At 61.3% G+C, this 25,100-nt stretch carries 29 protein-coding genes; 14 read left to right on the top strand and 15 right to left on the bottom strand.

Annotated features, from left to right (window positions below):
- Nucleotides 1–461 precede the first annotated feature (461 nt).
- Nucleotides 462–1,196 (top strand): ABC transporter substrate-binding protein, encoded by a 735-nt coding sequence (locus KW846_RS17320; RefSeq protein WP_218483724.1) that lies wholly within the window; start codon nucleotides 462–464, stop codon nucleotides 1,194–1,196.
- Nucleotides 1,197–1,222: 26 nt separating this feature from the next.
- Here KW846_RS17320 and KW846_RS17315 read toward each other — a convergent pair whose 3' ends face one another.
- The 3 genes from KW846_RS17315 to KW846_RS17305 all read right to left on the bottom strand — a co-directional run bounded on the left by KW846_RS17315 (nucleotide 1,223) and on the right by KW846_RS17305 (nucleotide 3,852).
- Nucleotides 1,223–2,650 (bottom strand): FAD/NAD(P)-binding protein, encoded by a 1,428-nt coding sequence (locus KW846_RS17315; RefSeq protein ID WP_218483722.1) that lies wholly within the window; start codon nucleotides 2,648–2,650, stop codon nucleotides 1,223–1,225.
- Nucleotides 2,651–2,842: 192 nt separating this feature from the next.
- On the bottom strand, nucleotides 2,843–3,178 hold the full coding sequence (locus KW846_RS17310) for a hypothetical protein (protein WP_218483720.1): 336 nt from the start codon (nucleotides 3,176–3,178) through the stop codon (nucleotides 2,843–2,845).
- A 110-nt stretch (nucleotides 3,179–3,288) separates the two neighbouring features.
- On the bottom strand, nucleotides 3,289–3,852 hold the full coding sequence (locus tag KW846_RS17305; protein WP_116583269.1) for a helix-turn-helix domain-containing protein: 564 nt from the start codon (nucleotides 3,850–3,852) through the stop codon (nucleotides 3,289–3,291).
- A gap of 84 nt (nucleotides 3,853–3,936) precedes the next feature.
- On the opposite strand from KW846_RS17305, the gene KW846_RS17300 reads away from it, so the two are divergent.
- The 7 genes from KW846_RS17300 (at nucleotide 3,937) to KW846_RS17270 (ending at nucleotide 11,143) form a co-directional block, all read left to right on the top strand.
- Nucleotides 3,937–4,872, top strand: coding sequence for a DMT family transporter (locus KW846_RS17300; RefSeq protein WP_256356763.1), 936 nt, complete (start codon nucleotides 3,937–3,939; stop codon nucleotides 4,870–4,872).
- A 207-nt stretch (nucleotides 4,873–5,079) separates the two neighbouring features.
- The gene (locus KW846_RS17295; protein WP_218483716.1) at nucleotides 5,080–7,998 is read left to right on the top strand and encodes a monovalent cation/H+ antiporter subunit A; all 2,919 of its coding nucleotides are present in this window, start codon (nucleotides 5,080–5,082) and stop codon (nucleotides 7,996–7,998) included.
- Nucleotides 7,998–8,342, top strand: coding sequence for a Na+/H+ antiporter subunit C (locus tag KW846_RS17290; protein WP_007973781.1), 345 nt, complete (start codon nucleotides 7,998–8,000; stop codon nucleotides 8,340–8,342). Before KW846_RS17295 ends, KW846_RS17290 begins: the two co-directional genes overlap by 1 nt.
- On the top strand, nucleotides 8,339–10,024 hold the full coding sequence (locus KW846_RS17285) for a monovalent cation/H+ antiporter subunit D (RefSeq protein WP_218483713.1): 1,686 nt from the start codon (nucleotides 8,339–8,341) through the stop codon (nucleotides 10,022–10,024). Before KW846_RS17290 ends, KW846_RS17285 begins: the two co-directional genes overlap by 4 nt.
- Nucleotides 10,021–10,509, top strand: a complete 489-nt coding sequence (locus KW846_RS17280; RefSeq protein ID WP_116583265.1) for a Na+/H+ antiporter subunit E — start codon at nucleotides 10,021–10,023, stop codon at nucleotides 10,507–10,509. Before KW846_RS17285 ends, KW846_RS17280 begins: the two co-directional genes overlap by 4 nt.
- Nucleotides 10,506–10,784 (top strand): K+/H+ antiporter subunit F, encoded by a 279-nt coding sequence (locus KW846_RS17275; protein WP_007973773.1) that lies wholly within the window; start codon nucleotides 10,506–10,508, stop codon nucleotides 10,782–10,784. Before KW846_RS17280 ends, KW846_RS17275 begins: the two co-directional genes overlap by 4 nt.
- Complete coding sequence (locus KW846_RS17270; RefSeq protein ID WP_218483711.1) at nucleotides 10,781–11,143, top strand: Na+/H+ antiporter subunit G; 363 nt, start codon at nucleotides 10,781–10,783, stop codon at nucleotides 11,141–11,143. The genes KW846_RS17275 and KW846_RS17270 overlap by 4 nt, the downstream gene beginning before the upstream one ends.
- A 139-nt stretch (nucleotides 11,144–11,282) precedes the next feature.
- Here KW846_RS17270 and KW846_RS17265 read toward each other — a convergent pair whose 3' ends face one another.
- The 4 genes from KW846_RS17265 to KW846_RS17250 all read right to left on the bottom strand — a co-directional run bounded on the left by KW846_RS17265 (nucleotide 11,283) and on the right by KW846_RS17250 (nucleotide 13,644).
- The gene (locus KW846_RS17265; protein ID WP_218483709.1) at nucleotides 11,283–11,720 is read right to left on the bottom strand and encodes a DUF3995 domain-containing protein; all 438 of its coding nucleotides are present in this window, start codon (nucleotides 11,718–11,720) and stop codon (nucleotides 11,283–11,285) included.
- 118 nt (nucleotides 11,721–11,838) lie between these two features.
- Entirely contained in the window at nucleotides 11,839–12,852 is a 1,014-nt protein-coding gene (locus KW846_RS17260; protein WP_218483706.1) for an ABC transporter substrate-binding protein, read from the bottom strand.
- A gap of 118 nt (nucleotides 12,853–12,970) precedes the next feature.
- Nucleotides 12,971–13,174 (bottom strand): hypothetical protein, encoded by a 204-nt coding sequence (locus KW846_RS17255; RefSeq protein ID WP_218483704.1) that lies wholly within the window; start codon nucleotides 13,172–13,174, stop codon nucleotides 12,971–12,973.
- Nucleotides 13,174–13,644, bottom strand: a complete 471-nt coding sequence (locus KW846_RS17250) for a hypothetical protein (RefSeq protein ID WP_218483702.1) — start codon at nucleotides 13,642–13,644, stop codon at nucleotides 13,174–13,176. Before KW846_RS17250 ends, KW846_RS17255 begins: the two co-directional genes overlap by 1 nt.
- 413 nt (nucleotides 13,645–14,057) lie before the next feature.
- Here KW846_RS17250 and KW846_RS30050 point away from each other — a divergent pair, with 413 nt between their 5' ends.
- The 3 genes from KW846_RS30050 to KW846_RS17240 all read left to right on the top strand — a co-directional run bounded on the left by KW846_RS30050 (nucleotide 14,058) and on the right by KW846_RS17240 (nucleotide 15,067).
- Nucleotides 14,058–14,306, top strand: coding sequence for a hypothetical protein (locus KW846_RS30050; protein WP_256356762.1), 249 nt, complete (start codon nucleotides 14,058–14,060; stop codon nucleotides 14,304–14,306).
- A 161-nt stretch (nucleotides 14,307–14,467) separates the two neighbouring features.
- On the top strand, nucleotides 14,468–14,698 hold the full coding sequence (locus KW846_RS17245) for a hypothetical protein (protein ID WP_007973761.1): 231 nt from the start codon (nucleotides 14,468–14,470) through the stop codon (nucleotides 14,696–14,698).
- A 132-nt stretch (nucleotides 14,699–14,830) separates the two neighbouring features.
- Nucleotides 14,831–15,067 (top strand): DUF2789 domain-containing protein, encoded by a 237-nt coding sequence (locus tag KW846_RS17240; protein WP_007973758.1) that lies wholly within the window; start codon nucleotides 14,831–14,833, stop codon nucleotides 15,065–15,067.
- 5 nt (nucleotides 15,068–15,072) lie between these two features.
- On the opposite strand, the gene KW846_RS17235 is transcribed toward KW846_RS17240, so the two are convergent.
- The 3 genes from KW846_RS17235 to KW846_RS17225 form a co-directional block, all read right to left on the bottom strand.
- A complete protein-coding gene (locus KW846_RS17235; protein ID WP_218483700.1) occupies nucleotides 15,073–15,276 on the bottom strand; it encodes a hypothetical protein in 204 nt (67 codons plus the stop codon).
- 277 nt (nucleotides 15,277–15,553) lie between these two features.
- Nucleotides 15,554–16,696, bottom strand: coding sequence for a methyl-accepting chemotaxis protein (locus KW846_RS17230; protein WP_371321759.1), 1,143 nt, complete (start codon nucleotides 16,694–16,696; stop codon nucleotides 15,554–15,556).
- 701 nt (nucleotides 16,697–17,397) lie between these two features.
- On the bottom strand, nucleotides 17,398–17,802 hold the full coding sequence (locus KW846_RS17225) for a TraR/DksA C4-type zinc finger protein (protein ID WP_007935965.1): 405 nt from the start codon (nucleotides 17,800–17,802) through the stop codon (nucleotides 17,398–17,400).
- A gap of 382 nt (nucleotides 17,803–18,184) precedes the next feature.
- Between KW846_RS17225 and KW846_RS17220 the strand changes: the two genes are divergently transcribed.
- Entirely contained in the window at nucleotides 18,185–18,790 is a 606-nt protein-coding gene (locus tag KW846_RS17220) for a glutathione S-transferase (RefSeq protein ID WP_218483698.1), read from the top strand.
- Between the two features lie 202 nt (nucleotides 18,791–18,992).
- On the opposite strand, the gene KW846_RS17215 is transcribed toward KW846_RS17220, so the two are convergent.
- Both KW846_RS17215 and KW846_RS30045 read right to left on the bottom strand, forming a co-directional pair.
- Entirely contained in the window at nucleotides 18,993–19,922 is a 930-nt protein-coding gene (locus KW846_RS17215; protein WP_218483696.1) for a hypothetical protein, read from the bottom strand.
- A 179-nt stretch (nucleotides 19,923–20,101) separates the two neighbouring features.
- A complete protein-coding gene (locus KW846_RS30045) occupies nucleotides 20,102–20,452 on the bottom strand; it encodes a hypothetical protein (protein WP_007973747.1) in 351 nt (116 codons plus the stop codon).
- 132 nt (nucleotides 20,453–20,584) lie between these two features.
- On the opposite strand from KW846_RS30045, the gene KW846_RS17205 reads away from it, so the two are divergent.
- Nucleotides 20,585–21,268, top strand: coding sequence for a response regulator transcription factor (locus tag KW846_RS17205; protein WP_020796732.1), 684 nt, complete (start codon nucleotides 20,585–20,587; stop codon nucleotides 21,266–21,268).
- Nucleotides 21,246–22,649: a HAMP domain-containing sensor histidine kinase gene (locus tag KW846_RS17200; RefSeq protein ID WP_218483693.1), complete on the top strand. Its 1,404-nt coding sequence runs from the start codon at nucleotides 21,246–21,248 to the stop codon at nucleotides 22,647–22,649. Before KW846_RS17205 ends, KW846_RS17200 begins: the two co-directional genes overlap by 23 nt.
- Nucleotides 22,650–22,737: 88 nt before the next feature.
- Here KW846_RS17200 and KW846_RS17195 read toward each other — a convergent pair whose 3' ends face one another.
- From KW846_RS17195 to KW846_RS17185, 3 genes are read right to left on the bottom strand one after another with little or no spacing between them, the layout of a single operon-like run.
- Nucleotides 22,738–23,148, bottom strand: coding sequence for an SRPBCC family protein (locus KW846_RS17195; protein ID WP_218483691.1), 411 nt, complete (start codon nucleotides 23,146–23,148; stop codon nucleotides 22,738–22,740).
- Nucleotides 23,149–23,174: 26 nt separating this feature from the next.
- Entirely contained in the window at nucleotides 23,175–23,972 is a 798-nt protein-coding gene (locus tag KW846_RS17190; protein WP_218480381.1) for an SDR family NAD(P)-dependent oxidoreductase, read from the bottom strand.
- 2 nt (nucleotides 23,973–23,974) lie between these two features.
- Complete coding sequence (locus tag KW846_RS17185; protein ID WP_218483689.1) at nucleotides 23,975–24,991, bottom strand: aldo/keto reductase; 1,017 nt, start codon at nucleotides 24,989–24,991, stop codon at nucleotides 23,975–23,977.
- Nucleotides 24,992–25,100: the final 109 nt, after the last annotated feature.

The raw sequence follows: 25,100 nt of genomic DNA, 5'->3' as shown, positions 1-25,100 counted from the left end.
AACAGCCCCAAATAACCAAGGGCTCTTGCCCCTTACATTAGGCCTCTCGAGGGGCAAGAAGATCAAAAGCCAAAGCGAGGTGGCCTACCCGCGCGCGTTTCCCTGCAGGAGCTGCCACAGGCTGCGATCTTTTGAATTTGATTTTTGACAATGTCGAAAGGGCAGAAGATCTAGATCAAAAGATCGCAGCCTGTGGCAGCTCCTACAGGGGGAGTGCATTTTGTCGAAAGAGATTGGTCGGCCATAAGGCCGAGTCTTGGCGAGGGGCCGTACGTAAGGGGCGGGCGAGTCCATACATAAGGGCGAAACCATCAGCCGCCGTTACCAAAAAACGGATACGCACTCAGGCCCAGAACCAAATCGACAAGTCCCGAACAAAGCCAAAAAAGTCCGACAATTATGCGGGACGGCCGCCGTACGCCCGTACTAAGCTCTGCGCTTCATTTCATCAAGGACGATTCATGATACGCATTGCCGTTTGCCTCCTGTACCTCCTCACCTTCAGTGCATACGCGGCAGACCTGAACCTGCTCACCGACAACCATCCGCCCTTGCATTTCCAGCAAGGCGGCGAAATGGTGGGCTTTGACGTGGACGTGGTGCGGGCACTGACCGAGCGCACCGGGGATCGCGCGAATGTGCAGCAATTGCCGTTGCTGCGGGCCTTGCATATCGCCCGCAGCGAACCGGCCACCGGCGTCTTCACCGTGTTGCGCACGGCCGAGCGCGATGGCCTGTATCAATGGGTCGGCCCGTTGCTGGACGTCGAAACGGCGCTGTACTCCGCCGACAGCACCCGGCAACCGGTGCACAGCCTGCTGGAGGCCGGCAGCCACGGATCCATAGTGGTGCCGCGCAAATGGTTGGCCTACAACTACTTGCAGAAGCAGGGTCTGAACAATCTGTATGGCGTCGAAACACCCGAGCAAATGATGCGCCTGGCGCGTCTGGGACGTGCCGACTATGTGGTGGCCGACACCTTGTCCATCGCCACCCTGGCCCGTGAAGAAGGCTTGCCACCCAGTCAATTGCACTACCAGATTCCGCTGATGCAGCAAGGCAGCTACATTGCGTTTTCCCTGCAAACCGATGCCCGTGACGTGGCGCGCTGGCAAGAGGCGCTGGATCAGATGCGCAAGGACGGAAGCCTGGAGCGGCTCAAACAACGCTGGCTGAGCGCCAACGCGCCGCGCTGACGGCGCGGTGTGTTGAATGGACGGCCTTAGCGCACCAGTCGCTCGGCCAGCGCCTTGGCCTGGCTCGCCACATCCGTGACGGCCGTGCTTTCCCACCACAGCCCGCGCAATGGCGGGCCCATGGCAAACAGACGGCCGGCGGGCAGGCCCTCGGCGTTCAGGACCGCACCATCGACTTCTGCCGCGATGCCCAAGGCCAACGGCCCCGGCCGCACCAGGCCACGGGCGAGCAGTTGCCGGGGCAGCGGTCGCGCGACCCGGCGCCAGTCGTACTCGATACCGCTGGAGTTGATCAGGGCAGCACCGCTGACCACACAGGCCTGCGCCTCGCCGCGTCGTCGAAGGCGGATGCTCACCCCGCCATTGATCGAAGGCTCAAGGCCCTGGTATGACGCTGCGTGAATACGCAGCCGTCCTTCTTTATACAAGCGCTCGACCAGTTCGGCACTCAAGGGCGGCGAGCGGTGGTGATGGCTTTCCCACCAGGGCCGCACATGCCGCACGAACTGCCGACGCTGCACATCCGTCGCCTGATGCCACAAGCGGCCGATGTGTGCCCGTACCGTGTCCAGTGGCGCCTGCCAGTCGATGCCCTGGGCGATGGCGTCCCGACAGTGTCGACGCAATTCGCGCAGCAACTGGCGAGGTGTGCGGATGTCCTGATCCTCGGCGAGAAAATCCACCCAGGCCGGTGGCTGGCGGCGCACATGGGGCAGCAGACCATGGCGGGAAAACACTTCGATCGGCCCGCGATGTCCGGCCTGTTCGAGGGATACCACGGCGTCGACCATGGTCAGGCCCGAGCCGATGATCATGACAGTCGATTGCGCATCGAGCTGCTGCATGGCCGCCACGTCCCACGGATCGAGGGCGGCCGCATTCAAGCCGCTGGATTGGGTTTGTGGCGTGCGTGCGGCGGGGAACATCCCGGTGGCCAGTACCGCAAAAGCGCCCTGCAAGCATCGGCCGTCGCTCAAGGTCAAGCGCACGGCGTCTGCATCGACATGCAAATCGACCACCTCGGCCTGCACATGCTCGACCGTCGAACCGACCAAGGCGCCCACCGCCTGCGCTTCGGCCAGGCGTTGCCGAGCGTACAGACCGAAGATTCCCCGAGGCGGAAACAATTCGCTGATCGGCACATGCTGCTGGTCCGACTCTGGCCAGCCGCCGCCGGCAATGTAGTCGGTGAGCCATTGGGTCAGGTCGTCGGGGTTGTCCGGGTCGACACTCATGCGCGCCGCGTTGCCGTTGAGCGTATGGCCCAGTTCCACCGCGCTGTAGGCTTCGCCCCGCCCCAACTCGGCCCGGGGTTCGATCACCAGCACCCGACGCCGGCCCGGCAAGCGCATCAACTGCGCCGCCAGCATCGCGCCACTGAGGCCGCCACCGACAATCAGGATGTCGGCGTGGTGAATAGTGTCGGACGCTTGTCTGTTCAAGGTTTCACTCATGCCGATCTCGCTGCTCAATGCGTGCCTGGGTAGAAGTCGGGCGTATCGAGGACGTAGAGCCGTCGAGACGTACTTGAGCGACACATTAATATTTTGCTCGGCAATCAGGAAGGTCATCTGCGTCTGGCGACTTCAGATGCTCCTGAGTTTCGCTGCTTCATGACCGATGGATGGCGTCTCAACTGGCGCGATTCAGAACACCAGCGTGTATTTACGGATATCGGATCGCTTGGGTCCCACCTCGAAAGAAACTTCCGCCCAAGTGTTCCCCTGCAACAGGAATCGATCGAACACACCGACCACGCCTCTAGTGAGCTGGCTTTCCTGATCGACTGACACTCGCCAGCCAGGGCCATTCGCGTTGTCAAATTTCACTCGAAAGGTGACGTGGTCCCCCAACTGTATTCCCTCGTAGGGCAGCACCAGAATGGGAACGCCCCCATTCATATCCGAATAGTGAATGTCGTCGCCTTGGGCTTTTGGAACCGAAGGCGCAGGAAAATCGTTTGCAAGCGCGTGACTGCTCATGATGGACACCTCAAATGTGTGGTAGCCGAGAACTGTTCGACACCTCTCGATTGCACTGCACAATTTGGGTCACGTCTACTGTCATAAATAACAGGTCGAAACAAAAAAAATTAGATCACCACATTACGCACAAACCGCGCAGCTACCAGCCCGTCATTGCGATAACAGTGCGGCTGGTTGCTGGCGAACATGAAGAATTCACCCGCCGCAATATTCTGTGGCCGGTCGCCGAGCATAACGGTCAGGCAACCTTCGAAGACATAAATCTGCTCGCTCCAGCCATCGGCGTCCGGCTCCGAGGGATACACCTCGCCCGGTTGCAGGCACCACTCCCACTGCTCGACTTCGCGGCTGGCGCTGGCCTTGGAGAGCAACACCGCCCTACTGCCGGGGATCGTGCCGGTCCAGGCCAGTTCGTTGATACGGCTGGGATCACGGGCATCGGGGGCCTGGATCAAGTCACTGAAGGCGACGTCGAGGGCTTCGGCCACCCGGTCGAGGGTGGTCAGGCTGACATTCTTTTCCCCCGCCTCGATCGCCACCAGCATTCGGCGGCTGACACCGGACTTTTCCGCCAGCGCGGTCTGGCTCAGGTCGGCGGCATGACGCAAACGACGAACATTTTGGCTGACGTGCTGGAGGACCGAAGCCCGTTGGGTAGAATCTTTGTGCACTATATTGCTCACTGAGTGGGGTTGGGCAGTATACTGCGCAACATTCGGCGCATTGTGCGTCCCCCTCCAGTAGCGTGCAAGGTCATGACGTCGGTGAATTCCCCAAAGGCTTCCTCCCGTTTCACAAGATTCAGCAAGGCCGAATGCGTGCTGGTGCTGATCACGATGGTCTGGGGCGGAACCTTCCTGCTGGTCCAGCATGCGATGACCGTCAGCGGCCCGATGTTTTTCGTCGGCCTGCGCTTTGCCGCCGCCGCGAGCATCGTCGCCCTGTTCTCCTGGCGTCACCTGCGGGACCTGACCCTGTTCGAACTCAAGGCCGGGTCGTTCATCGGCGTGGCGATCATGCTCGGCTACGGCTTGCAGACAGTCGGATTGCAGAGCATACCCAGCAGCCAGTCGGCATTCATTACCGCGCTGTATGTGCCGTTCGTGCCATTGCTGCAATGGCTGGTGCTGGGGCGGCGTCCGGGGTTGATGCCGAGCATCGGCATCATGCTGGCCTTTACCGGGCTGATGCTACTGTCCGGGCCGGCCGGTGCGTCGTTCAACTTCAGCCCCGGTGAAATCGCCACCTTGATCAGCGCCGTGGCCATTGCGGCCGAGATCATCCTGATCAGCACCTATGCCGGCCAGGTCGATGTGCGCCGGGTGACGGTGGTGCAACTGGCGGTCACTTCGGTGTTGTCGTTCCTGATGGTGGTGCCGACCAATGAGGCGATTCCGAACTTCTCCTGGCTGCTGCTGTGCAGCGCACTGGGCCTTGGGGCGGCGAGTGCGGCGATTCAGGTGGCGATGAACTGGGCACAGAAAAGCGTGTCACCGACCCGCGCCACGCTGATCTATGCCGGCGAACCGGTATGGGCCGGGATTGTCGGGCGCATCGCCGGGGAACGCCTGCCGGCGATTGCCCTGGTCGGGGCCGGGTTGATTGTGGCGGCGGTGATTGTCAGTGAGTTGAAGACCAAGGCGAAGGCAGCCGAGGTTGATGAGCTGCTGGAAAGCGAAAGCGGCAACTAAAAAGATCGCAGCCTGCGGCAGCTCCTACAGGGGAACTCGGTGTTCTGTAGGAGCTGCCACAGGCTGCGATCTTTTTTTGCCTCCCGATGAAACAATGTGAATCAGGGCTTTTCCGTCTACCGTGTAGGATTCTGCGACAGCTTGGCGTTTGGCGATCCGGGAGCTGGCACGTATGATGCTTAACAAACTTCCGCAGATTAGAAGCCTATGTCCCTGATAGTTCTACTGCTTCTGCCTTTCATAGGCAGCTGTTTGGCGGCCGTGTTGCCGCACAATGCCCGTAACGCCGAATCCCTGCTGGCTGGCCTGATCGCCCTGATCGGCAGCGTTCAGGTCGCATTCCTGTACCCGCAGATCGCCCATGGCGGCGTCATTCGCGAAGAGTTTTCCTGGCTGCCCAGCCTGGGCCTGAACTTCGTCCTGCGCATGGACGGTTTCGCCTGGCTGTTCTCCCTGCTGGTGCTGGGCATCGGCACCCTGGTGTCGCTGTACGCCCGCTACTACATGTCGCCGAACGATCCGGTGCCGCGCTTCTTCGCGTTTTTCCTGGCCTTCATGGGCGCCATGCTGGGGCTGGTGATCTCCGGCAACCTGATCCAGATCGTGTTTTTCTGGGAGCTGACCAGCCTCTTCTCCTTCCTGCTGATTGGTTACTGGCACCATCGCGCCGATGCCCGGCGCGGTGCCTACATGGCGCTGATGGTGACCGGTGCGGGCGGTTTGTGCCTGCTGGCGGGGGTCATGCTGCTCGGCCATGTGGTCGGCAGCTATGACCTGGACAAGGTCCTGGCCGCCGGCGACCTGATTCGTGCCCATGCCCTCTACCCCATCCTGTTGCCCCTGATCCTGATCGGCGCCTTGAGCAAAAGCGCGCAATTCCCCTTCCACTTCTGGCTGCCCCACGCCATGGCCGCGCCGACGCCCGTGTCGGCGTACCTGCACTCGGCGACCATGGTCAAGGCCGGGGTGTTTCTGCTCGCGCGGCTATGGCCGTCGCTTTCGGGCAGTGAAGAATGGTTCTACATCGTCAGCGGCGCCGGTGCCTGCACCCTGTTGCTCGGGGCGTACTGCGCGATGTTCCAGAACGACCTCAAGGGACTGCTGGCCTACTCGACCATCAGCCACCTCGGCCTGATCACCCTGCTGCTTGGCCTGAACAGCCCGTTGGCCGCCGTCGCCGCGGTGTTCCACATCCTCAACCACGCAACGTTCAAGGCCTCGTTGTTCATGGCCGCGGGCATCATCGACCACGAAAGCGGCACCCGCGATATCCGCAAACTCAGCGGCTTGTACAAGCTGATGCCGTTCACCGCCACCCTGGCCATGGTCGCCAGCGCCTCGATGGCCGGCGTGCCGTTGCTCAACGGCTTCCTCTCCAAAGAGATGTTCTTCGCCGAAACCGTGTTCATCAATGCCACACGCTGGGTCGAGCTGAGCCTGCCGATCGTGGCAACGATCGCCGGTACCTTCAGCGTGGCTTACTCCCTGCGTTTCACCGTGGATGTGTTCTTCGGTCCGCCCGCGACCGACTTGCCCCACACTCCCCACGAGCCACCGCGCTGGATGCGTGCGCCGGTCGAGCTGCTGGTGTTCACTTGCCTGCTGGTGGGGATCTTCCCGGCGCAGGTGGTCGGCCCGCTACTCGCGGCGGCGGCGCAACCGGTGGTCGGCGGCGCCCTGCCCGAATACAGCCTGGCGATCTGGCACGGCCTGAACGCGCCGATGATCATGAGCCTGATCGCCTTGTCCTGCGGCACCGTGCTTTACCTGCTGCTGCGCAATCAATTCAAGCGCGGACGCTTCAACCGCCCGCCCGTCATGGGTCGCCTGGACGGCAAGCATCTGTTCGAATGGGCACTGGTCGCCAGCCTGCGCCTGGCCCGTCGCCTGGAGCCGCGGATTGGCACCCGGCGCCTGCAAATGCAGTTGTTCCTGGTGGTGCTCGCCGCCGTGCTGGCCGGCTTGATTCCCATGCTGCACAGCAGCCTGCACTGGGGCGACCGGCCGAAGATCCCCGGCTCGATCGTCTTCGTCACCCTGTGGTTGCTGGCCATCGCCTGTGCCCTTGGCGCGGCGTACCAGGCCAAGTATCACCGTCTGGCGGCCCTGACCATGGTCAGCGTCTGCGGCCTGATGACCTGCGTCACCTTCGTCTGGTTCTCGGCGCCGGACCTGGCCCTGACCCAACTGGCGGTCGAAGTGGTGACCACAGTACTGATCCTGCTGGGCCTGCGCTGGCTGCCACGACGGATCGAAGAAGTCTCGCCGTTGCCGGGCAGCCTGCGCCGCGCGCGGGTGCGGCGGATCCGCGACTTGCTGCTGTCGACCGTGGTCGGTGTCGGCATGGCGTTGCTGGCCTACGCCATGCTGACGCGCCAGACCCCCAACGACATTTCCTCCTTCTACCTGAGTCGCGCCTTGCCCGAAGGCGGCGGCAGCAACGTGGTCAACGTGATGCTGGTGGACTTCCGCGGTTTCGACACCCTCGGTGAAATCACCGTACTGGTGGCCGTGGCCCTGACCGTCTACGCCCTGCTGCGCCGCTTCCGTCCGCCGAAAGAAAGCCTGCAACTGCCGGCCCAGCAACGCTTGCTCGCACCGGATGTGGTCACCGACCTGGTCAACCCGCGTCACGCCAGCGACACCGCGCTCGGCTTCATGATGGTGCCGGCGGTGCTGGTGCGCCTGCTGTTGCCGGTGGCGCTGGTGGTGTCGTTCTACCTGTTCATGCGCGGACACAATCAACCGGGCGGCGGCTTTGTCGCCGGGCTGGTGATGTCGGTGGCGTTCATCCTGCAATACATGGTCGCCGGCACGCAGTGGGTCGAGGCGCAAATGAGCCTGCGGCCGCTGCGCTGGATGGGCACGGGCCTGATGATTGCCACAGCCACCGGCCTGGGTGCGATGCTGGTCGGCTACCCGTTCCTGACCACCCATACCTGGCATTTTTCGTTGCCGCTGCTGGGTGATATTCACCTGGCCAGCGCGCTGTTCTTCGACATCGGCGTGTACGGCGTGGTGGTCGGCTCGACCCTGTTGATCCTCACCGCCCTCGCCCACCAATCGGTGCGTGGTCACAAAACCGCTGCCCAGCCTAAATCCGTTGCCGCCAAGGGAGCCGTCTGATGGAAGAAGTCATCGCAATCGCCATCGGCGTCCTGGCCGCGTCCGGCGTCTGGCTGATCCTGCGCCCCCGGACGTTCCAGGTGGTCATGGGCCTGTGCCTGCTGTCCTACGGCGTCAATCTGTTCATTTTCAGCATGGGCAGCCTGTTCATCGGCAAGGAGCCGATCATCAAGGACGGCGTACCGCAGGATCTGTTGCACTACACCGACCCGTTGCCGCAAGCACTGGTACTGACGGCGATCGTCATCAGCTTCGCCATGACCGCGCTGTTCCTGGTGGTGCTGCTGGCGTCCCGGGGCCTGACCGGTACCGACCATGTGGATGGCCGGGAGCCCAGGGAATGATGGCGATGACCCACCTGATCGTCGCGCCCATCCTGCTGCCGTTGCTGACGGCCGCGATCATGCTGATGCTCGGCGAGAAACACCGGCCGCTCAAGGCCAGGATCAATCTGTTCTCCAGCCTGCTCGGGCTGGGCATTGCCGTGGCGTTGTTGCAATGGACGCAAACCACCGGCGTGCCAGGCTCCATCGGCGTGTACCTGCCGAGCAACTGGCAAGTGCCGTTCGGCCTGGTGCTGGTGGTCGATCGCCTTTCGGCGCTGATGCTGGTGCTAACCGGCATCATCGGCGTCAGTGCCCTGCTGTTCGCCATGGCCCGCTGGGACAGCGCCGGTTCGAGTTTCCATGCGCTGTTCCAGATCCAGTTGATGGGGCTTTACGGCGCATTCCTCACCGCAGACCTGTTCAACCTGTTCGTGTTCTTCGAGGTGTTGCTGGCCGCGTCCTACGGCTTGATGCTCCACGGCTCGGGCCGGGCGCGGGTGTCGTCGGGGCTGCATTACATCTCGATCAACCTGCTGGCCTCGTCGCTGTTCCTGATTGGCGCGGCGCTGATCTATGGGGTGACCGGCACGCTGAACATGGCCGATCTGGCGGTAAAGATCCCGCTGGTGTCCGAAGCTGACCGGGGCTTACTGCACGCCGGCGCGGGGATCCTGGCCGTTGCGTTTCTGGCCAAGGCCGGCATGTGGCCGTTGAACTTCTGGCTGGTGCCGGCCTATTCCTCGGCCAGCGCGCCGGTGGCGGCGATGTTCGCGATCATGACCAAGGTCGGCGTCTACACCTTGCTGCGCCTGTGGACGCTGCTGTTCTCCGCCCAGGCCGGGGCATCGGCGTTCTTTGGCGGGGAGTGGCTGATCTACGGCGGCATGGCGACCATCGTCTGCGCCGCCCTTGCGATCCTCGCCGCACAACGCCTGGAACGCATGGCCAGCCTGAGCATTCTGGTGTCGGCGGGCATCCTGTTGTCGACCATCGGTTTCGCCCAGCCGAACCTGGTGGGCGCAGCACTGTTCTATCTGTTCAGCTCGACCCTGGCTTTGAGCGCGCTGTTCCTGCTGGCCGAACTGATCGAGCGTTCGCGCTCGGCCAACGAGATACAGCTCGAAGATGAAGCCGAACTGCTGCCCCGCCCCCTGGAATCCCTGCATCCCCCCAAAGGCACCAACCTCGACGACGACCAGAAAGCCGTGGTCGGCCAGGTGATCCCCTGGACCATGGCGTTTCTCGGCCTGAGCTTCATCGCCTGCGCCTTGCTGATCATCGGCATGCCGCCGCTCTCCGGGTTTATCGGCAAACTCGGGCTGATCGGCGCCCTGCTCAATCCGCTGGGCCTGGGCAACAGCGGCGACGCACCGATTTCCAACACCGCGTGGGGCCTGCTGGTGTTGTTGATTGTCTCGGGGCTGGCGTCGCTGGTCGCATTCTCGCGCCTGGGTATCCAGCGCTTCTGGACGCCGGCGGAACGACCATCGCCCCTGCTGCGACGCCTGGAATGCGTGCCGATCTTCGCGCTGCTGGGCTTGAGCATTGCGCTGACCTTCAAGGCCGATCCGCTGCTGCGCTATACCCAGGCCGCCGCCGATGCCTTGTACAACCCGCAACAATACGTGATGGCGGTGCTCGACACCCGCGTCGTACCGAACCCCACGGCCAAGGCGATCCCGCAGGAGGTGCAACCATGAAGCGTCTGTTTCCCGCCCCCTTGCTGTCGCTGGCCTTGTGCCTGCTGTGGCTGTTGCTGAACCTGTCGACCAGCCCCGGCAATCTGCTGCTGGGGGCGGCGCTGGGGTTCTGCGCGCCGCTGATGATGCGCAGGCTGCGTCCGCTGCCGGTGCGCATCCGTCGTCCGGGGGTGATCCTGCGCCTGGTCCTGCTGGTCGGGCGTGATGTGCTGGTGTCCAACCTCGCCGTGGCCTGGGGCGTGCTCAATGCCGGGCGCCGCCCGCCCCGCTCGCAATTCATCAAGGTGCCATTGGATTTGCGTGATGCCAATGGCCTGGCCGCGCTGTCGATGATCACCACGGTGGTGCCCGGTACGGTCTGGTCGGAGCTGGCGCTGGACCGCAGCATTCTGCTGCTGCACGTCTTCGACCTGGACGACGAGGCACTCTTCATCCAGCACTTCAAGGCGACCTACGAGCGTCCGTTGATGGAGATCTTCGAATGAGCCCCTTGCTGGCGAACGCGATCCTGCTGAGCCTGTTCCTGTTTTCCCTGGCGATGATCCTGACCCTGATCCGCCTGTTCAAAGGGCCGTCGGCCCAGGACCGGGTCCTGGCACTGGACTACCTGTACATCGTCGCGATGCTGATGATGCTGACGCTGGGTATTCGTTATGCCAGTGACACCTACTTCGAGGCGGCGCTGCTGATCGCTCTGTTCGGTTTCGTCGGCTCGTTCGCCCTGGCGAAATTCCTGCTGCGTGGTGAGGTGATCGAATGAATACGCCCTTGTCGTTGTGGGTGGAAATCCCGGTGGCGATCCTGCTGGTGCTCGGCAGCCTGTTTGCCTTGATCGGCGCCACGGGCCTGCTGCGCATGCAGGATTACTTCCAGCGCATGCACCCACCGGCCCTGGCCTCGACGCTCGGCGCCTGGTGCGTGGCGCTGGCTTCGATCATCTATTTTTCGGCGCTCAAGTCCGCGCCGGTCTTGCACGCCTGGCTGATTCCGATCCTGCTGGCGATTACCGTGCCGGTAACCACCTTGCTGCTGGCCCGGGCGGCGCTGTTTCGTAAGCGCATGGCCGGGGATGATGTGCCGGCTGAGGTGAGTAGTCGGCGTACGGAGAGTGGGAGTTAGATCAGAGATTTTTAGTGACCGGGCGGGCCTCTTCGCGAGCAAGCTCGCTCCCACATTTTGACCTGTGTACGCAGATCAATTGTGGGAGCGAGCCTGCTCGCGAAGTGGCCAGTACTGTCACTACAGAAATGTCGATCAATCAAATCCAGGCCACCGCCAACAACCCCGCCCCCAACACCACACACAACGGCGAATAAACCCAGGTGTCGAGCCGGGCAAATTTCGAGCCCTTGACCTCCTTGAAAAAGCCCACAAGCTCCGAATCGCCAATGGCCCGGGCAAACAGCAAGATCGCAATGGCGCTGATCACCCACTGCAACGACCAGTGGTGCAAGGGCGGCAGCCACCAGCCCACCCGCCAGCACACCAGCACGGCGATCAACAGCAATGCCCCGGCCACCACCAGCGTGATCCAGCCTCGCGGCTTGAACGCCGGTTTCAGTTTTGCGCTGCCTTCCTGCGGTACTTGCGGGACCGCCGCCACCGCCGCCCACTCGCCACCCAACGCCCAATACACATGCACCAGACTGATCACGGCGAAGATCGTCACCAGCGACTGAGCCAACAACAGGGTCATGGTTCAGAGATCCTTGAAAGGGATATGAACCGAACATTGTAGGAGCTACCGCAGGCTGCGATGTCTTGATTTTGCTTTTTCATGACAAAGATCAAAAGATCCCGACCTGCGGCAGCGCCTACAGGGCGGCGGAGACTTTGTCCGCCACGTCCTTGGGCAGCCAGGCCCGCCAGACGTCCGGGTGAGCCTTCATGAACGCCTGCGCCGCCTGGCGCGGCGGTGTATGTTTCTCGCTCATTTCGGCCAGCGCCTTGTTCAGCGGGTCGATCGGAAAGTCGACCTTGGCAAAGAACTCGGCAATCTGCGGATATTGCTTCTGGAACGGAGTGGACACACCGATCGACAGCTTCGAAGCCAGGGAACGGGTCGGCCGTGGATTGGGGTTGTCGGCGTCGGTCAGGGTCTTCCAGGCTTCGGCGTCGAACGGAGGCTCCTCCAGTTGAATCAGCTTGAAGCGGCCGAGCAAAGGCGTAGGCGACCAGTAGTAAAACAGTACCGGCTTGCCACGATGAATGGACGAACTGATCTCAGCATCCAGGGCCGCGCCCGAACCGCTGCGGAAGTTCACGTAGCTGTCGTCCAGCCCGTACGCCTTGAGCTTCTGCTTGTTGACCACTTCCGAGGTCCAGCCGATAGGGCTGTTGAGGAAACGTCCCTTGGTCGGGGCTTCCGGGTCCTTGAACACGTCCTTGTAGCGCGGCAGGTCGCTGACGCTGCGCAGGTCCGGCGCCAGCGGCTTGATGCCCTTGGCGGGGTCGCCCTTGATCACGTATTCCGGCACCCACCAGCCTTCGGTAGCGCCCTTGACCGTGTCACCGAGGCTGACGACTTTGCCTTCGGCTTCGGCCTTGACCCAGACCGGGCTGCGACCGGCCCACTCTTCGCCAATGACCTGGATGTCATTGTTGGCCAGCGCGGTTTCCAGGGTGATGGTGGTACCCGGCAAGGTATCGGTGGGCAGCCCGTAGCCCTTCTCGACAATGATGCGCAGGACATCGGTAATCAGGCTGCCGCTTTCCCAGTTCAGGTCGGCGAAGTGGATCGGCACCTGGGCGGCAAACACCGGGGCGGGTGTCGCCAGCAAACCGAAAGTGGCCAGGACAGCAGCCAGCAACCGTCGAAGTCCGTTCATGCTTTTGCACCTCGTGCTGTTCACAGCAATAGCAGGATGGCTTGGCAGTAGACCGCGAAGCCTCTGAATACTCAGTCCAATGACTGTAGTAGAGGTTCCCGTTTTCGAGGTGCGTGGATCAGTTTTCGGAAATTTCCTGCAAACGCGCCAGCTCACGTCTGACCATGTTGGCGTAGGGCGCCGGTTGCAGTTGGTAAAGCTGTGACGCCACCCAGTTCAGCCAGGCTCCTTGCAGAAGGGTCTTGTGCCCGAACAGCCGCCGCGCTTCGTCTTGAGCGCTGGCCAGGTTCTGTTCGTGGAAGTCGGCGCGGGTCAGGGTCATCACTCGCTGGCCTTGAAGGTCACCAGTTCGCCCTTGCGCCACTTGGCCGCTTTGGCGGTCACGGCCTTGAGGGTCTTGGTCAGGCCTTCCTGCAGCTGTTGATGGGCGGCAAACACCATCACCACGCTGTGCCCCTCCTTGAACACGACCCCCTGACCGTCGGCCGTGGTCACGAAGGCGTAATCGCCAATTCCGTAAACCGTCAGCTTGATGTCGCGGAACTTGATGTCCAGCTTGCCGCCTTCGCGACTGGGCAGCACGGAGGCGCTGAAATGATCGCCGACCTTGAGTTTGAGTCCGGGTTTGTCGTCTACCACCAGAGCTGATTCGGTGTCGATTTCGGCAATGTAAATGCCTTCAGCGTTCTGTTCGGTGATGTAAACGAAACGTGACTGAAACTGCTTGACCAGCTTTGCGCGCAAATCGCCCAGCACGAACAGGGCATGCATATCGAGATTACTTACTGCCAAGGAAACATCCCCACATCTGAAAAATGGTGCCGTACGCGAAAAATAAACGCACAGCCAAAAAAGCGGCAATGCCGAAGGTGTAGCCAGAGAACCCGGATTGAAGTCCTGAATGAGCAGTGCACTCATTCATCACGAAGCTTGAGAAGACTACTGGAACGTCACTCGTGTCGTCCTGACTGACGTTCGTCACAGGCTGAAGGAAAACGCCCTTCCTGCTGCCAGAAAATCATGGACTATCAACTTCGGAGAAAAATCTCACCAAGAGAAAAAAATTTCCTACATATCGTCAGCAAAAAATTGCTTTAGATAAACATCATTCACCCGCCAGTAAGGGTGATTCTAGAGCAGCGATGCTCCTGGAGACTAGCCAAAACGACGTACATACGTCGGTAAAACAATGAAAAGGACTTCATATGCGCACACTGACACACTTTGCCTATCCCTTGGTGCCTGACTCGCAAACAGCAGCATTCTCACAGCCGATACCGTTCGGCCGCTCTGAGCCGCTTCCCGATACCCCTCCTCGCCCGCGATTTCAGGTGGTGATGGCGGGCATTGCCTTCTTTCACATCAAGGATATTTCTACAGGCTGTGTAAGAGGTTTCCGAGTCAATCATAACGAAGCCTGCGCCCTCGCACGGTTTCTTGAATCACACGGTTGACAGGCCCGCCGCGCTCATTTCCATCTACGTTTGGTCTGCCCGTCGACTTATCTCAGCCGTCGACGGGCAACTACTGCCATACTGCCCGCCCAATAAAACGGATCCGCAACCAATCGGATTGCGTTGACAACAACAATGTATTTCCAGGGGAAGTCTGCAACGTGACGGAATTTGATATCGGCGAGTTTTTTATCCGGGGTGAAGCCAGAGAAGTCGAGGGTGAATTCCAGGCCGTGATTGTCATGCGCGCCAAACCACCGCTCAAGACCGTGACCTATCACCAGGTCGAAAAAGATCGCTGGTTCAAAACCCCGGATGTCGCCGCCATCGCGGCCCAGGAATCTGCCAGGGAACTGAAGGCGGCGGTCGATGCCGGGGCACTGAAAGCCTGATACCCGGATTGGCGGTCTATGCTCTGTGTTGCGTTTGAACATCGTGATCGAACTCCACCCGTGCGGCGCCCTCGAAACCAGGAGACCGCACGTCGCCCCTCGACCCGACTGATGACCTGCAAGGAGATGAAGATGGAATCACCGACACACGACTTGAAAGGCCTGTTCGACCAGCTCGGCCTGGACTCGAGCCAGAAAGCGATCGACGACTTCATTGCCGGCCATTCCCTGCCCGACGACAAGAAGCTCATCGACGCCGAGTTCTGGTCACCGCAGCAGGCCGGCTTCCTCAAGGAACAACTGCGCGAAGACGCAGACTGGGCGCGGGTGGTCGACGACCTGAACCTGCGCATGCATCAGACCCACTGACCACTTCAATGCAGGCTGTCAGGTCGTTCGGCGTTCAATTGCGCCAACCAGGCAGCCTTGCACTCCTCCGCTTCGTCGCGACTGGAGAACGCCATGCCCCGGCGCTCGCCATTGAGCAACACCACCCAGCAAACCTTGCGTCCCATGGAGCGCAGACTAGCAGGTACGCCACTGCCGATCATGACCGCGACATCAACTTTGCCTTGCATGCTGACCTCGAATTTCATTAGCAACCTAATTAGTAGGTATGCTAGTTAAATTCTCGACGAGGAAACAGCAAAACGCTGCACAGGTCAGTTGCAGGATTTGTAACAATCACTCAAGGATGAACACTGGACCTGTGGCGAGGGAGCTTGCTCCCGCTGGGGCGCGAAGCGGCCCCTCCTTTTCCCTGAAGAGCAGGGGCCTGCTACGCAGTCCAGCGGGAGCAAGCTCCCTCGCCACAGGTTGCTTATTGTTCGCTTGAGTAATCAGCATTAGCGGTTTCTAGCGCGGTTTTTCCGGCTTGTAGCCCAGGCGCAAACCGCCCCAATGCCGGCCCTTGAGCATGATCGGCACCGAAAGATCGTGCATCAACTCGCCGGTGTCACGGGTATAGGTTTGCAGCAGCACGGCCTTCTGATGGCTACCGCAGCGGATCCCGGTGCGGTCGGCGAACTTGCGTTTGGTCCGGTTCTGCAAGGCATCGACCTGCGCGTCCCCCGTCAGCGGCTGGCTGAACGCATGGTTGTGGGTCGGCACATAACCCTGCTGGGTGCAGGCGATGGCGAACACCAATCCTTCGTGACGCGGCAACAAGGGTTCCTGGATCGCTGGCAAGACCTGATCGGTGTAGCGGTCGAAACGCGTCTGGTACTTTGCCGGGCTGGTATGGGGGATGACCTGGTAGTTGCGGTCGAACAAATCGTCCAGACTGATTCGACCGGCATCGATATCCGCCTCGAAACGCTCTGCAATCCGGCTCGCGCCTTCCCGGGCCAGGTCATAGATCCGCTGGTGATAATCATCCAGCCCCACCTCGGCCAGTCGCTCGCTGATGATTTCGGCCTGCCCTTCCATTTGCACCGCCGCCTGGGCCAGACGCTGAGTCTGCTGGTCGCTGACCGCCAGGTCGCTGCGCATCTGTTCGATGGCGTGAAACAGGCTGTCGAGCTGTTCACGGTTGGTGTCTGCGCCCTGGGCGATTTCCCCGACCTGGGACTCGACACTGGCCGCCAGACGGGCAATGTTCTCCAGATGCTGCCCCGTGCGCTCGACCTGCTCGACGCCAAAGTCGAGGTCGCTGGACAGTTGGCGGATCTGCTCCACCACCTGTGTCGTACGTTGCTGGATATCGGCCACCATCTCGCCGACTTCGCCCGTCGCGGTCGCCGTGCGCGCGGCAAGCCCGCGAACCTCGTCGGCCACCACGGCAAACCCGCGACCGTGCTCCCCCGCCCGCGCCGCTTCAATGGCGGCGTTCAACGCCAACAGGTTGGTCTGGCTGGCGATGGACTGAATCACCAGGGTCACGCGCTGGATATCATCGCTGCGCAGGCTCAAGGCTTCGATCAGTTCACGGCTGTTGCTGGCGCGCTGGCTGAGCTGATGCATGCGGGCAATGGACTCGATCAGTTCCGTACGCCCCATCACGCCGCTTTGATGAGCCTCGCTGGCGGCGCTCAGCGCCTGGCGACTGAGCAGCGAGGTGGCGTGTTCGGTGGTAATCATGACCTCGGCGTTGCTGACGATCTGTGCCGCCGCCGAGAGTTGCGATTGCAGCTTTTGCGCCAATTGCCGAACCGAGAACGCCACCCCGGCGGCCGAGAGCGCGTTATGGCTGGTGGTGTAGGAAAGATCGCGAGTCAATTCGCCGATGGCATCGGGGTTGCCGGGGGAAGCCGCCTGTGGGGTCGCGCGCGAACGCAAGCGAGGCAGCCAGATGATCAGTACGGCCAGGGGCAGGCCAAGGTAGAGCGACCCACCGCCCAACGACATGCCACATAACAACAGCATCAAGGCGATGCTTTGCAGCGTCGGTGTCAGCCAACGGTTTTTCGGCAACAGCACTGGTGCAGGCACTGCCGCAGCCAGAGACCCGTCTCTTGTCATCATCGTCACCCCGGAAAACTTCTAATTGTTGTCATCGCATTAAACGCCGGCATAAGGCCATTATCCATGAGCCTTTAGTCGCGAACCTTGCAGCAGATCAATAGAAGAATCGGGAAATCGCAGACGACAGAAAACAAAGATCGCAGCCTTCGGCAACGCCCTACATCAATTGCGTAGGAGCTGCCGAAGGCTGCGATCTTTTCCAGGCAGCCCGGGATTAACAGGGCTGCCTAACAGAATCAGGCCTGACGCTGGTGCTTGTCGATTTGCTCGTGACGCTCTTGAGCTTCGATGCAGTACTTGGTGGTCGGGCTGATCAGCAGGCGCTTGAGGCCAATCGGCTCGCCGCTGTCGTCGCACCAGCCAAAGCTGTCTTCCTTGATGCGCTCAAGGGCTTGTTCCAACTGAGGCAGCATGCGCTGGTCGCGATCGATCGCGTTCACCAGCCAGGTGCGCTCTTCTTCGACCGAAGCCGCGTCTGCCGGATCGGCCGGGGTGTCCAGGCTTTCGATGGCGATGCGGTTCTGTTCGATGCGCTCATGGGTTTCGACTTTCATGTTCTGCAACAGCTCGGAGAAAAAAGCATGTTGCTCGGCATTCATGTAGTCATCCGCCGGCATGGCCAGCAACTTGTCCTTTGTCATTGATATCTCTATAAAAAAACGTGCATTAAGGCGAATAAGGGAGCGTTCCGGCAGACCTGGGCAGGCCATCGGAAAGGCGCCGTTTGTTCCAAGCGCCACCCGGCACTCAATTTACGAGGGGCGGCAGTCTACGGCCGACTTGAGGCCTCAGCAACTGAAAAGACAGCGAATTTGTCCGACAAAGCCCTGAAAATGCTCTACGGCAGGCTTTGAGGCGGTAATCGGAGTGCGTTTATAGCAAGAAATTCAATCGAGCGGCTGTATATAGAAGACAAACGGCCTGCACGGGGCCATTTTCCCCGCGTTTCTCCCTGCCATTTGCACGGCTGCGAACCTCAGCTAAGGTTGTCCCTCCCGAAATGGCCATATAAAGGAAAGGACCATGAAGCTGATCGGTATGCTGGACTCGCCCTATGTCAGGCGCGCCGCCATTTCTGCCAAATGCCTGGGAATCACGCTGGAACATCAATCGGTTTCGGTGTTCCGCCACTTCGAACAATTCCGGCAGATCAACCCGGTGGTCAAGGCGCCTACGCTGGTGCTGGATGACGGTGAGGTGTTGATGGACTCGACGCTGATCATCGACTACCTGGAAACCCTGGCCGATAGCAGCCTGATGCCCGTCGAACCGGCTCAGCGTCTGCGCGCGTTGCGCCTGATCGGCCTGGCGCTGGCCGCCAGCGAAAAGTCCGTGCAGCTTTACTACGAGCGCAACCTGCGGCCGGCGGAAATTCAATTCGAGCCTTGGGTGCAGCGGGTCGAAGGACAGTTGGTGGCGGCCTGGTCGGCGCTGGAACGGGAGCTGGAAAAGCAGCCGCTGAAGACTGAGGGTGCGATCGAACAGGACGGCATCACGCTGGCGGTGGCCTGGAGCTTTACCAACCTGGTGGTGCCGGACCAGGTGACTGCGGCGCAGTTTCCCCGAATTGCCGCGTTCACGGCGTATGCCGAAGGGCTTGAGGTGTTTGTCAGTACGCCGATTGACTGACGGATTCATTTCGCCTCTTCGACCGCCATCGCGAGCAAGCTCGCTCCCACAGGGAATCACGCGTTCCTGTGGGAGCGGGCTTGCTCGCGAAGCTTTTATAGCTTCAGTCGAATCAATGCACAAACAACGCAATCAAAATGATGATCGGGATCGGCACGCCGAGAAAGAACAGCAGTAATGAACGCATGGTAGTTCTCCTGGATTAACGGATCGATGCAGCGGTGACGTAGGTATCGGTTTCCAGATACACCACCGCATCCCGACGACGACCGCCGAAAGTGGCGGCAAGGCTGGCGAAGAACGCACCGGCCAACAGTGCAACGAACATCCACAGCGTGGTCCACGCCGCCACTTTCGCAGCGGTGTCAGCGGCTTGTTGAGCGGCCAGTTTGGCGTCGGCCACGGTTTTCTGGGTGCGGGCATAGACTTCATCGACACGACGTTCGGCGTCAGCCTGAGTGAGGTTGGTCCGTTGTGCGACCAGTTGCGCCAGGTAAGTCCGGTCTTCGGCGGCCAGTTCACCCCTGTTCAGGGAACGCACAAAGATCCGGGTGACGGCGCCCCGGGCCGCATCATCGCTCACGGCAACCGGGCGATCATCACGGAACAGGCTGTCGACGAAGTAACCGTACTCATCGCCTTGGGTGTTGCCCGCCGCAGTGCCGACGGCTTGCGTCGCGGCACTGGCGGCACCGCCGACCATGTTCGCCCCGACCTGCACGCCACCGCCGACCAGACTGCTGACCGACCCGGCGACCAGCGTGGCCGTCACCAGCGTCGCCACGCACCAGGCCAGAAAACCATGGGCCGTGTCGCGAAAGTAAACTTCATCGCCGTGCATGTACGCCCACTTCACCCGCAGTCGCCCGGCGATGTAACCGCCAAGCCCCGAAGCGACAATCTGGGTGAAGGCCAGCCAGACAATGGTCGAGATCCCCAGGCCTTTGGCGCTTACGCCTTCATTGGCCCAGGGCGATACCGCCGAAAAACCCAGGCCGAAGCCGAGCAACACCAGGATCAGCGACAACGCCGCCGCGGCAGCGGCACCCGCGAAAATCGCTCCCCAGGACACGCCGGACAGCGTCGTGGACTCGTCCATGGCGGGATAGAAACCGTCAGAGGATCTATTCATAGTTGTATCGCTCCAGGCAGAAAGATGGTGTTACAACTCTTCGAGGAAGGAATTGCAGTCACCGTGCCAGTCACGCACTTTGAATAAATCGTTGTGCCTCAATCGCTTAGAAAGTTTGAACTTCCCAGTCCCATGCAAACTGCAAGGATCAGGTTGAGCCAACGGGTTTTATGCATGGGTTATTTGCGCTTATAGCTTTTATTGCCACTGGGGGTCAGGCAGTAAACGCCGCCTCTTGGCCCGGTACAAAACGAACCGGTGCCACAGGAGCAGCCCTGCGTGTCCTGGATAAACGCTTGTGGACGTGCCTGGGTCTGACCGCCGAACATGGCCGAGCAACTTTTTTTCGAGCCGCTGATGGAGCCGTCGTTACACAGGAACAGATCGCCGTCGCAGCGATCGATTCCACCCTTTTTGCCGGAGCAGGGTGTATTGCCAGCCCAGGCAGATGAACTGAACACACTGAACAACAACAGACAAATCGGCATCCAGCCATGGCGGATCGAGTTACGCACAATGCAGCACCCCATTGAAGTTATGGCTCAATGATATCAATGTTGCGAACGGGACCCCGCCCAGATGAAAGTTAATTTATTAAGTCGCGGTTTTTTCTTGGCAAAATGCTCGCAACTTCGTATTGAACTGCAAATCAGGCCAGCCTTATGACCCGCATCTTGACCATCGAAGACGACGCCGTGACCGCCCGGGAAATTGTCGCCGAACTGAGTAGCCACGGCCTCGACGTCGACTGGGTCGACAATGGCCGCGAAGGGCTGGAGCGTGCGGTGAGCGGCAACTATGACCTGATCACCCTCGACCGCATGTTGCCCGAACTCGATGGCCTGGCGATCGTCACCACGCTGCGGACCATGGGCGTGGCGACGCCGATCCTGATGATCAGCGCACTGTCAGACGTCGATGAGCGCGTGCGCGGCTTGCGCGCCGGCGGCGACGACTACCTGACCAAACCCTTCGCCACCGATGAAATGGCCGCCCGGGTCGAAGTCCTGCTGCGTCGGCAGAACACCGTGACCGCCCAGGCCACCACGTTGCGGGTGGCGGACCTGGAACTGAACCTGATCAGCCACGAAGCGAGCCGCGACGGTCAACTGCTGACACTGCTGCCCACCGAGTACAAACTGCTGGAATTCCTGATGCGCAATACCGGGCAAATCCTCTCGCGGATGATGATTTTCGAAGAAGTCTGGGGTTACCACTTCGACCCCGGCACCAACCTGATCGACGTACACATCGGCCGTCTGCGCAAGAAAATCGACCCGCCTGGCAATGTCCCACTGATTCGGACCGTGCGAGGCTCCGGTTATGTCATTGCCGAACCCGTCTAAAGGCTGGCGCTCTTCCAGCAGCCGTTTGCTGGCGCTCTACAGTTCGCTGTTCGTGATCTGGAGCGGGATCCTCATGGGGGTCATGTACTACGAGGTTTCCGCTTATCTGGACAACCTGGCCAAGCACTCACTGATGCAGCGCCAGCACCTGTTTTCGCGCTTCTCGGGCGAACAACTGGTGGACGCCCTCGCCGTCAGCATGACCTTCGACATCCGCGGCATCGACGCCTATGGCCTGTTCGATGCCCGGCATCATTACCTCAGCGGCGCCCTGCGCTACATTCCGGACGGCTTGCCGCTCGATGGCAAGATCCACATGCTGCGCGACTGCGATGCCTCCGGCGACAATGATGACCAGACGCTGCCCGCCGACAGTTGCGACGCCGTGGCGACCCGCACCCTCGACGGCCGCTGGCTGGTGCTGGTGCGCGACAACGGTTCGCTGTTCGCCGTGACCCGCATCATTCTTCACGCGCTGTTCTGGGGGGTGACCCTGACCATCCTGCCGGGCATCGTCGGCTGGTATCTGCTGCGGCGCCGGCCGTTGCGCCGCATCCGCGGGATCCAGGCCAGTGCCGAAGCCATAGTCGCCGGCGACCTGAGCCGGCGCCTGCCACTGTCCAATCGGCGTGACGAACTGGACATGCTCGCCGCCATCGTCAACGCCATGCTCGAACGCATCGAGCGCCTGATGCACGAGGTCAAGGGTGTGTGCGACAACATCGCCCATGACCTGCGCACGCCCCTGACCCGTCTGCGCGCGCAGCTTTACCGCATGCAGCAGCAAGCCGGCGAAGGCTCGCCGCAGGCCATGCAACTGGACCTGGTGCTGGCCGAAGCCGATACGCTGATGGCGCGTTTCCGTGGCCTGCTGCGGATTTCCGAACTGGAAGATCGCCGGCGCCGCTCCGGTTTCGTGCAACTGGACCCCGTGGCGTTGCTGCAGGAACTGCATGAGTTCTACCTGCCCCTGGCGGAAGACGACGGCCTGGTTTTCCAGTTGCACCTGCCTGCGTCATTGCCCCCCCTCAATGGCGACCGGGCGCTGCTGTTCGAAGCCGTGGCGAACCTGCTCAGCAACTCGATCAAATTCACCCCGCCCGGCGGGGCGGTGATCCTGCGCGGGGTCAATGCTGGCGGGCATACACGGATCGAAGTGCTCGACTCCGGCCCGGGCATTCCCGAGGCGGAGCGTGAAGCGGTATTCCAGCGCTTCTATCGCGCCGAGGCCGGCAATCAAAAGACCGGCTTCGGGTTGGGCCTGTCCATCGTCGCGGCGATTGTCAGCCTGCACGGATTTACGCTGGAGGTGGGCAGCAGCGAACTGGGCGGTGCGCGGTTGGTGCTTGATTGTCGGGAAAGCTTGATAGCGCAGACTTGAAAACCAAAAGATCGCAGCCTGCGGCAGCTCCTACAGGTGTACACATAACCCTGTAGGAGCTGCCGAAGGCTGCGATCTTTTAAAAATCTCAACCCGGGTAATTGGCCCGCAATGCTTGCAGTCCGCCGGAATAAATCCCGGTAAACAACGCCTCCACTTCCTCGTTGCTCACGCCCACCGGTTCAAACCGCCCGGACCAGGTCACCCGCGCGCCCTCGCCTTGCGCCTCGACCTTGATCGTCGCCAGATAATCAGTCGCCGCAAAGGGTGCCTGCTCAATCGAGTAGCTGTAGGTTCGGCCCGCGTTGTCGAAGGTTTGCAGGCGTTCGATCACCACCGCGCCATCCGCCGTTTGCAGGCTGCGCACGCGCCCGCCGTCACTGAGCTCGCTCCTGGGAATGAACGGCAGCCAGTCCGGCAGCGAGTTGAACCCGCCAATCAATTGCCAGACCTGCTCGGCCGAAGCCGGGATGTCGATGAAGGCTGTTGCAGTTGCCATGAAATGCTTTCTCCAATCAATAAGGTTCAGATGGCCAGGCTGTCGACGACACCGCCGTCGACCCGCAAGGCAGCACCGGTGGTGGCCGAGGATAACGGCGAAGCGATGTAGGCCACCAGATTGGCAACCTCCTCGACGTCCGCCACGCGCTGGATGATCGACGTCGGCCGGGCCTTGCGCACGAACGCATCGGCTTCGTCCCGGGCACTGCGCCCGGATTCGGCCGTGGCGTCCTTGAGCATGTCTTCCAGGCCATCGGTAAAGGTCGGGCCGGGCAGGATCGCGTTGACCGTCACCCCGGTGCCGGCCAGGCGTTTGGCCAGGCCATGGGACACCGCCAGGTTGGCACTTTTGGTCACGCCATAGTTGATCATGTCCGCCGGGGTCGCCACGCCGGATTCCGAAGACAGGAAAATCACCCGCCCCCAACCCTGCTTGACCATGCCCGGTGTGTAGTGCCGGGACAGGCGCACACCGGAGATCACGTTGACCTCGTAGAAGCGCGTCCACTCACTGTCCGGGGCGTCGTAGAAGTCCACCGTGTTGAAGATCCCGAGGTTGTTCACCAGGATGTCTGCCCGTGGTTCGGCGGCGAACAGTTTCTCGGCGCCTTCGGCGGTGCCCAGGTCGGCGGTCACGCCACGCAATTGCGCAGCAGGAACACGCTGACGGATGCTCGCCAGTGCCTGCTCGACCTTGGCCGTATCGCGGCCGATCACCACCACCGTGGCGCCCGCCTCGGCCAGTGCCTGGCTGATGCCCAGGCCGATGCCGGCGGTGCTGCCACTGACGACTGCCAGTTTTCCACTCAAATCAATCTTCATGTTCAAGCTCCAATGAGGGGCAAGGGCGCGCGCTCGGAGACCAGCTTCGCCTCACGCAACGCCTGCCAGAAAGCAGCGGGAATCACCGCCGACAGCGCGGCCACGTCTTCGGCAATCCGCTGCGGACGGCTGGAACCCGGAATCACCGCGGCGACTGCCGGGTTAGCCAGCGAAAACTGCAATGCCGCGGCCTTGACATCGACGCCATGGGCCGCCGCGATACGCTTGATCTGCTCGACCTTGTCGATGATCGCCGGGCTGGCCTTCTGGTATTCGAAGTGCGCGCCACCGGCCAGGATGCCCGAGCTGTAAGGACCGCCGACCACGATTTCGACCTGCTGCGCCAGGGCGGCGTCCATCAAACGCTGCAAGGCGCGATCATGGTCCAGAAGAGTGTAGCGACCCGCCAGCAGAAAACCGTCCGGCTGCGCTTCGCTCAGATCAAGGGTCAGCTCGCAGGGTTCGACCTTGTTCACGCCCAGGCCCCAGCCCTTGATCACACCTTCCTCGCGCAAGCGTGTCAGCACTTTGAACGCGCCGGTGCGGGCCTGGTTGAAGTACTCCAGCCATTGATCGCCGTAGAAATCCTGGGCGATATCGTGGACCCAGACGATGTCCAGGCGATCGGTTTGCAGGCGCTTGAGGCTGTCTTCGATGGAACGCAGGGTCGCGTCGGCGCTGTAGTCGTTGACGATTTTGTTCGGCAGGCCGTGCTCGAACACCCCGCTCTTCTCGCCCAGGTCACGGGCGGCGGTGTCTTCGACTTCATCGAGGATCACCCGGCCGACCTTGCTGCTCAGTACATAGTCGTCGCGGTTGTAGCGGGCCAATGCGGCGCCGAGGCGAATTTCCGACAGGCCGGATCCGTAGAACGGCGCGGTATCGAAGTAACGCACGCCGGCGTCCCAGGCGGCATGGACGGTGGCCATTGCCTCGTCTTCGGGAATGGCGCGGAACATGTTGCCCAGTGGTGCGGTGCCCAGGCCCAGCGCGCCGGGCAGTTTGTCTTTCAAGCTCATGGTGGATCCTCTTGAGTATCAGAGGTCAGGTGGCTGACCGTTGAGCCGATCCTAGATTGCGAGCATCGGACCGTCCAAGACATAATGTGCAGCACTTGAGTCCCTGAAG

The sequence above is a fragment of the Pseudomonas sp. PDM32 genome (genome assembly GCF_019219225.1).
GTDB lineage: Bacteria > Pseudomonadota > Gammaproteobacteria > Pseudomonadales > Pseudomonadaceae > Aquipseudomonas > Aquipseudomonas laurylsulfatiphila.
Note: the sequence above shows the minus strand (reverse complement) of the source record. Positions and strands in the feature narration are given on the sequence as shown.

Bases quoted from the DNA above. Each gene is read 5' to 3' on its own strand.
- KW846_RS17320 (WP_218483724.1), top strand. From the start codon at position 462: ATGATACGCATTGCCGTTTGCCTCCTGTACCTCCTCACCTTCAGTGCA.
- KW846_RS17315 (WP_218483722.1), bottom strand. From the start codon at position 2,650: ATGAGTGAAACCTTGAACAGACAAGCGTCCGACACTATTCACCACGCC.
- KW846_RS17310 (WP_218483720.1), bottom strand. From the start codon at position 3,178: ATGAGCAGTCACGCGCTTGCAAACGATTTTCCTGCGCCTTCGGTTCCA.
- KW846_RS17300 (WP_256356763.1), top strand. From the start codon at position 3,937: ATGACGTCGGTGAATTCCCCAAAGGCTTCCTCCCGTTTCACAAGATTC.
- KW846_RS17295 (WP_218483716.1), top strand. From the start codon at position 5,080: ATGTCCCTGATAGTTCTACTGCTTCTGCCTTTCATAGGCAGCTGTTTG.
- KW846_RS17290 (WP_007973781.1), top strand. From the start codon at position 7,998: ATGGAAGAAGTCATCGCAATCGCCATCGGCGTCCTGGCCGCGTCCGGC.
- KW846_RS17285 (WP_218483713.1), top strand. From the start codon at position 8,339: ATGATGGCGATGACCCACCTGATCGTCGCGCCCATCCTGCTGCCGTTG.
- KW846_RS17280 (WP_116583265.1), top strand. From the start codon at position 10,021: ATGAAGCGTCTGTTTCCCGCCCCCTTGCTGTCGCTGGCCTTGTGCCTG.
- KW846_RS17275 (WP_007973773.1), top strand. From the start codon at position 10,506: ATGAGCCCCTTGCTGGCGAACGCGATCCTGCTGAGCCTGTTCCTGTTT.
- KW846_RS17270 (WP_218483711.1), top strand. From the start codon at position 10,781: ATGAATACGCCCTTGTCGTTGTGGGTGGAAATCCCGGTGGCGATCCTG.
- KW846_RS17265 (WP_218483709.1), bottom strand. From the start codon at position 11,720: ATGACCCTGTTGTTGGCTCAGTCGCTGGTGACGATCTTCGCCGTGATC.
- KW846_RS17260 (WP_218483706.1), bottom strand. From the start codon at position 12,852: ATGAACGGACTTCGACGGTTGCTGGCTGCTGTCCTGGCCACTTTCGGT.
- KW846_RS17255 (WP_218483704.1), bottom strand. From the start codon at position 13,174: ATGACCCTGACCCGCGCCGACTTCCACGAACAGAACCTGGCCAGCGCT.
- KW846_RS30050 (WP_256356762.1), top strand. From the start codon at position 14,058: ATGCGCACACTGACACACTTTGCCTATCCCTTGGTGCCTGACTCGCAA.
- KW846_RS17240 (WP_007973758.1), top strand. From the start codon at position 14,831: ATGGAATCACCGACACACGACTTGAAAGGCCTGTTCGACCAGCTCGGC.
- KW846_RS17235 (WP_218483700.1), bottom strand. From the start codon at position 15,276: ATGCAAGGCAAAGTTGATGTCGCGGTCATGATCGGCAGTGGCGTACCT.
- KW846_RS17230 (WP_371321759.1), bottom strand. From the start codon at position 16,696: ATGGGGCGTACGGAACTGATCGAGTCCATTGCCCGCATGCATCAGCTC.
- KW846_RS17225 (WP_007935965.1), bottom strand. From the start codon at position 17,802: ATGACAAAGGACAAGTTGCTGGCCATGCCGGCGGATGACTACATGAAT.
- KW846_RS17220 (WP_218483698.1), top strand. From the start codon at position 18,185: ATGAAGCTGATCGGTATGCTGGACTCGCCCTATGTCAGGCGCGCCGCC.
- KW846_RS17215 (WP_218483696.1), bottom strand. From the start codon at position 19,922: ATGAATAGATCCTCTGACGGTTTCTATCCCGCCATGGACGAGTCCACG.
- KW846_RS30045 (WP_007973747.1), bottom strand. From the start codon at position 20,452: ATGGGGTGCTGCATTGTGCGTAACTCGATCCGCCATGGCTGGATGCCG.
- KW846_RS17205 (WP_020796732.1), top strand. From the start codon at position 20,585: ATGACCCGCATCTTGACCATCGAAGACGACGCCGTGACCGCCCGGGAA.
- KW846_RS17200 (WP_218483693.1), top strand. From the start codon at position 21,246: ATGTCATTGCCGAACCCGTCTAAAGGCTGGCGCTCTTCCAGCAGCCGT.
- KW846_RS17195 (WP_218483691.1), bottom strand. From the start codon at position 23,148: ATGGCAACTGCAACAGCCTTCATCGACATCCCGGCTTCGGCCGAGCAG.
- KW846_RS17190 (WP_218480381.1), bottom strand. From the start codon at position 23,972: ATGAAGATTGATTTGAGTGGAAAACTGGCAGTCGTCAGTGGCAGCACC.
- KW846_RS17185 (WP_218483689.1), bottom strand. From the start codon at position 24,991: ATGAGCTTGAAAGACAAACTGCCCGGCGCGCTGGGCCTGGGCACCGCA.